7 protein-coding genes are annotated in these 5433 nt (G+C 66.7%); 1 reads left to right on the top strand and 6 read right to left on the bottom strand.

The features are described 5' to 3' along the window. Positions 1–320 (bottom strand): substrate-binding domain-containing protein (locus tag ACOJTB_RS09165; RefSeq protein WP_420102220.1); only part of this gene is annotated, 320 nt, incomplete at its 3' end. 96 nt (positions 321–416) lie between these two features. Then, entirely contained in the window at positions 417–1481 is a 1065-nt protein-coding gene (locus tag ACOJTB_RS09160; RefSeq protein WP_420102219.1) for an ATP-binding protein, read from the bottom strand. A gap of 136 nt (positions 1482–1617) precedes the next feature. Here ACOJTB_RS09160 and ppk2 point away from each other — a divergent pair, with 136 nt between their 5' ends. After that, positions 1618–2583 carry a polyphosphate kinase 2 gene (ppk2, locus tag ACOJTB_RS09155; protein ID WP_420102218.1) on the top strand — a complete coding sequence of 322 codons (966 nt, stop codon included), beginning with the start codon at positions 1618–1620 and terminating at the stop codon, positions 2581–2583. A gap of 9 nt (positions 2584–2592) precedes the next feature. On the opposite strand, the gene ACOJTB_RS09150 is transcribed toward ppk2, so the two are convergent. From ACOJTB_RS09150 to ACOJTB_RS09135, 4 genes are all read right to left on the bottom strand, one after another. After that, on the bottom strand, positions 2593–3270 hold the full coding sequence (locus tag ACOJTB_RS09150; RefSeq protein ID WP_420102217.1) for a GntR family transcriptional regulator: 678 nt from the start codon (positions 3268–3270) through the stop codon (positions 2593–2595). 12 nt (positions 3271–3282) lie between these two features. Continuing rightward, the gene (locus ACOJTB_RS09145) at positions 3283–4179 is read right to left on the bottom strand and encodes a dihydrodipicolinate synthase family protein (protein ID WP_420102216.1); all 897 of its coding nucleotides are present in this window, start codon (positions 4177–4179) and stop codon (positions 3283–3285) included. An 87-nt stretch (positions 4180–4266) separates the two neighbouring features. Next, the gene (locus ACOJTB_RS09140) at positions 4267–5085 is read right to left on the bottom strand and encodes a carbohydrate ABC transporter permease (RefSeq protein WP_420102215.1); all 819 of its coding nucleotides are present in this window, start codon (positions 5083–5085) and stop codon (positions 4267–4269) included. Then, on the bottom strand, positions 5085–5433 hold a 349-nt coding region (locus tag ACOJTB_RS09135; protein WP_420102214.1), incomplete at its 5' end, for a carbohydrate ABC transporter permease. The genes ACOJTB_RS09135 and ACOJTB_RS09140, both read right to left, overlap by 1 nt.

Below are 5433 nucleotides of genomic sequence, written 5' to 3'. Positions count from 1 at the left end.
ACGCCGGCGATGTTCACGGCCGGCACGACGCCGCCCATGACGGTCGGGAACTGGATCAGACCGTCCTTGGTCAGGTCCTCGCCCTTGAGCGGAGCGTCGGTGGCGCCGAAGGCGACGGTCTTCGCCTTGATCTGGCGGATGCCGCCGCCGGAGCCGATCGACTGGTAGTTCAGGCCCGTGCCGGTCTCCTTCTGATAGGCCTCGGCCCATTTCGAATAGATCGGGAAGGGGAAGGTCGCGCCGGCGCCGGTGATGTCGGCAGCCTGGGCGGAACCGGCGATCCCGACGGCCGCAGCCGCGAGAACCAGAATCTTGCGCATGGGATGTCCCTTTAAGGTCGATGCGTGAGCGCCCTGTCAGAACACTGTCTGTATGACAGCTGCATGACAGTCCGTCATGGCGATTGTCATGAACGGTTAACGCTCGGAGGCGGCCGCTCGCTGCTCGTAGCGTGGCAGCACGGCGCGGAAGACCGCGCCCTCGCCGGGCTTGCTCTCGATGGTGAGGCGGCCGCGATGGCGCAGCACGATATGCTTGACGATCGCCAGCCCCAGCCCCGTCCCGCCCGCCTCCCGGCTGGCGGCGGTGTCGACGCGGTAGAAGCGCTCGGTCAGGCGCGGCAGATGCTCGGGGGCGATGCCGGGCCCGTCGTCGCGCACGCACAGGCAGGCCTCGTTGTCCTGCGCGCAGACCGTGATCACCACCTCGCCGCCGCGCTTGCCGTATTTGATGGCGTTCTCGGCGAGATTCTCCATCAGCCGCAGCAACTCGTCGCGGTCCCCCGCCACGGTCAGCGGCGCGGTCGGCAGGGCGAGCTTCAGCGTCACCTCCCGCTCGCGCGCCATCAGCGTCAGCGAATCCACGATCTCGCGCGAGATGCCGACGAGGTCGACCGGCGTGTCCGGTGCCACATGCGCCCGCTGCTCGATGCGCGAGAGCGACAGCAGATCGTCGACGAGGCGCGCCATGCGCAGGCCCTGTTCGCGCATGATGCCGAGAAAGCGGTCGCGCGCCCGCTCATCGTTGCGCGCCGGCCCCTGCAGCGTCTCGACGAAGCCCAGCAGCGAGGCCAGCGGCGTGCGCAGTTCGTGGCTGGCATTGGCGACGAAGTCGACCCGCATGCGCTCGATCACCCGCTGCTCGCTGAGATCCTGGAAGGTCAGCAGCGTCGCGTGACGCGGACCCTGCCCCGGGAACGGCGCGATGAAGATGCGGAAGGTGCGCTCCACCGGCACGCGCTCGACGAGTTCGATCACCTCGCGCCCGCCCTCGCGCGACACCTGTTCGATCGCCTCGATCAGATCGGGGTCGCGCAGGAGCAGCGCCAGGGGCTTGCCGGCCTCCAGGCCGGGGATGAGAGCCTTCATCGCCGGGCTGAGCGCACGCGCGATGCCCTGCTCGTCGAGCAGGACCACCGGCGCGCCGAGCGCCTCGATCAGGCCGCGGGCGGTTGCGGGGGAAAGGACGGCGATGTCGATCATGGAACGCCCGCTCGATCCGCCTGTTGATCGGCGGCGCCCCTTCCTGCGCAGAAGCGGCGGAGGCGTCAATTCCCCTGCGCGATGAAGCCGGCTAGGCTTTGAGGCTCGGGGACGCGCGACGGATGAGGTGACGGCCATGAAGAAGAAGAGTTCCATAGCGGACGGCATCGCGGCGCTCCAGCAGCCACCCGGCGGAAAAAAGCGCGCAGGCGCCAGGGCCGGAGCGGACGCGCCGGCCAAGGCGCCGCCGAAAGCGAAGGGCTTCGACATCGAAGCCGATACGCTTCCCGAGGCGATCATCGACGCCGCCTATCACAGCGGCGACTATCCCTATGGCAAGCGCATGAAGCGCAAGCGCTACAACCGCGAGATGGAGCCGCTGCAGATCGAGCTGCAGAAGCTGATGAACTGGGTTCACAAGACCGGCGAACGGCTCGTCATCGTTTTCGAGGGGCGCGACGGCGCCGGCAAGGGCGGCACCATCGCGCGTTTCGTCCAGCATTTGCCGCCTCGGCAGGCTCGCATCGTCGCCCTCTCCAAACCCTCCGATACCGAGAAGGGCCAGTGGTATTTCCAGCGTTACGCAGCGGCGATGCCGGCGGCCGGCGAGATCGTCTTCTTCGACCGCTCCTGGTACAACCGCGCCGGCGTCGAGCGGGTGATGGGTTTCTGCACGCCCGAGCAGACCGAGACCTTCCTGCGCGAGGCCCCCGTCTTCGAGGGCATGCTGGTGCGGGACGGCATCCGCGTGATCAAGCTCTTCCTCACCATCGGCCGCGAGATGCAGATGCAGCGCCTGCATGCGCGCTGGCACGATCCGCTCAAGCGCTGGAAGCTGTCTCCGATCGATTTCGAGGCGATCCCGCGCTTCGACGATTATTCCCGCGCCTTCGACGAGATGCTCGGCCGCTCCTCCGGCGAGGCGCCGTGGCATATCGTGCGCAGCAACGACAAGCTGCGGGCGCGGCTCAACGCCATCCGCCATGTCCTGCTCAGCGTGCCCTATGCGGACAGGGACGAGAAGGCGATCGGACCGCTCGACGAGCAGATCGTCGTCTCGGTCAGCCGCTATCTGGCCAAGGGCGGCGAGCCGGAAGGCTGAAGCAAGGGCTCAGTACTGCATCGCCCGCGTGCGCGCATTGCCGATATGCATGCTCATCTCCTCGGCGGCGCGCACGGGATCGCGGCTCTCGATCGCGGTGATGATCTTCAGATGGTCACGCATCACCGGCACGAGGATGTGGTTCTGGATCCGCGTCTCGTATTGGCGGATCAGCCTGATCTTCAGCCAGGTGACCCGAAAGGCCTGGCTGACGATGTCGTTATCGAGATGGTCGATGATCGCCTCGTGCAGCAGCCGGTCGGTGTCCTCGGCATCCTCGATCAGCCGCTCGTCGCCGCCGGCCTCGGCCCGCGCGATGATCGCCTCGTGCCGGGCGCGCTGCGCCGCGACCTCCTCGTCCGAGGCGCTCGCCGTGTAGAGCGCGGTCGCCTCCCGCTCCAGGAACAGACGGAACTGGAAGGCGTTGCGGATCAGGTTGAGATCGGCGTGGGCGATCTGCATGCCGCGCTGCGGCACCGTCTTGATGAGGCCCTCGGCTTCCAGACGCGGCACGAGCTCGCGGATAGCCCCGAGCGGATAGCCCGTCATCGCGACCAGCTCGCGCTGGGTCACGAACTGGCCGGGCTTGATTTCGCGCGCCAGCAGCCGCTCGGTGAAGGAGGCATAGGCGCGCTCCCTCAGCTTCAGCGGCTCGCCGTCCCGCGTCTCCTGCTCCGGCTGGTTCACCCCGTGCCCCCTTCACGCCGCCCTGGCCTGCGTGATCGAATCGAACGCGGCGAAAAGCCGCTTGCGGCCAGCCTCGTCGAGCGCCTGCAGCGGCGCCCGCATCGGGCCGAACCCGACATCGCCATGCACATGTCCGGCCAGCGCCTTCACCGAGGCGACCACCGGCCCGGAGCAGATCTCGTCGACCAGCGCATTCACGACGGCGCTGTCCTGGCCTTCATACACCATCGGCCGCAGCAGATGCGGCACGAGATTGGCCACGCCGCAGATAGAACCCTGCGCCCCGTTGCGCACCGCCTTGGCGAGCTGGCGTTCGTCCCCGACCAGGATCGCGAGTTCGCCATGGGCCTTCAGCAGCGCCTCGGTGTTGGCATAGCTGCCGGAGGAATCCTTGACGCCGGCGATGATGCCGGGGAAGCGGCGCTTCAGCCGCTCCACCAGCGAGACGCTGATATCGACCGCCGTCACGGACGGGATGTGATAGAGGATGATGTTGCGCGCCGAACTGCCGAGTTGCGCGATGAAGCTTTCGAACCAGACGTAGAGCCCGTCATCGCTGATGCCCTTGAAGTAGAAGGGCGGCGCCAGCAAGAGGCCTTTGGCGCCCATGTCGAGCGCGGCCCGCGCCTGGGCCAGCGCCTCCTCCAGCGAGGATGCGGCGATGCCGGCATAGATCTGGCTCGCCGGGTCGATGCCGGCGCCCATCAGCGCGCCCAGCATCGCCATGCGCTCCTGCAGGCCGAGCGCAGCGCCCTCCCCGGTGGTGCCGTAGAGGGTGACCGTGTCGCAGCCGGCGGCGAGCACATGCCGGGAGTGGCTGGCGAGCCGGGACAGATCGACCGCGCCGTCGCCCCTCATCGGGGTCGTCAGAGCGCAGGAGAGGCCGAAGCGATGGGGCGAGAGGGCCATGTGATGGGCTTTCTTAAACTGAGTCGTCACTGACATGTTGAGTGAAGCAGGAACCGTCGCACGCTGCGTGAGACGGCGCCTGCGCGATTAGCCGTCCTTGAGCCCGCCCGCCGACAGGCCGGCGACGATCTGGCGCTGCGCGATCACCGTCACCAGCAGCACCGGCAGCGTGACCAGCAGCGCCGCCGCCGCCAGCGGGCCCCAGGAAATCTGCTCGAAGGTCAGAGAATTGTAGACCGCGGAGGGCAGCGTGCGGCTCGCCTTGCCGCCGAGCACCACCGAGAAGATGAAGTTGTTCCAGGAGAAGATGAAGGCGAGGATGCCGCCGACCACGATGCCGGGTTTGGCCAGCGGCAGCGCCACATGGCGGAAGGCCTGCCAAGTCGTCGCCCCGTCGATGCGCGAAGCGTCCTCGAGTTCGATCGGCACGTTTTCGAAGTAGCCGATCATGATCCAGACGATGATCGGGATGGTGATCACCAGATGGGTGATCACCAGCGCCGTGATCGAGCCGACGAGCCCGGTGATCTGGAACAGCAGGAACAAGGGAATGAGGTAGGACAGGGCCGGCGTCATCCGCGCGACCAGGATCAGGATCGCGAATTTATGCGCCTTGCCCCTCGCGATGCCATAGCCCGCCGGCACGCCGACCAGCAGGCCGGTGATCACCGCACCGCCCGTCACCAGGATCGAATTCCAGAAATAAAGCGCGAAATTGTTCTTCGCGAACACGTCGACGTAGTTCGCGAAGGTCGGCGGATCGGGGATGAACACCGGCGGGAATGCGGTGTTGTCGAGCTCGTTCTTGAGCGACAGCGAGATCATCCAGAGGAAGACCAGCACAGCCGGCGAGACGAGAACGAAGACGGCGGCCCAGAAGCCGGCCTTGCGGAAAAAGCGCTTCATCACGCGTTCCATTTCGACTTCTGCCGCGCATAGAGCAGCAGCAGCGAGAGCATGATGATGATGACGAAGAAGATCACCACCACGGCCGAGGCGTAGCCGATCTTGTAGAACTGGAACGCCTGCAGATAGAGGAAGATGTTCATCGTCTCGGACGCCGTTCCCGGCCCGCCCTGGGTGATGACGAAGATCGTGTCGAAGGCCTTCAGCGCGTCGATGGTGCGGATCACGATCGCGACCATGATGAAGGGCCAGACCAGCGGCAGCGTGATGTGCCGGAACATGTGCCAGTCATTGGCGCCGTCGATCAGCGCCGATTCATAGGGCTCCTTCGGCAGGCCGGCGAGGCCG

Source organism: Allobosea sp., from assembly GCF_048595345.1.
Classification (GTDB): domain Bacteria; phylum Pseudomonadota; class Alphaproteobacteria; order Rhizobiales; family Beijerinckiaceae; genus Allobosea.
This window is presented reverse-complemented; position numbering and strand designations above follow the sequence as displayed.

What these genes read in the sequence shown, in the direction of transcription:
- ACOJTB_RS09140 (WP_420102215.1), bottom strand. Translation starts at nt 5,085, where the DNA reads ATGAAGCGCTTTTTCCGCAAGGCCGGCTTCTGGGCCGCCGTCTTCGTT.
- ACOJTB_RS09145 (WP_420102216.1), bottom strand. Translation starts at nt 4,179, where the DNA reads ATGGCCCTCTCGCCCCATCGCTTCGGCCTCTCCTGCGCTCTGACGACC.
- ppk2 (WP_420102218.1), top strand. Translation starts at nt 1,618, where the DNA reads ATGAAGAAGAAGAGTTCCATAGCGGACGGCATCGCGGCGCTCCAGCAG.
- ACOJTB_RS09160 (WP_420102219.1), bottom strand. Translation starts at nt 1,481, where the DNA reads ATGATCGACATCGCCGTCCTTTCCCCCGCAACCGCCCGCGGCCTGATC.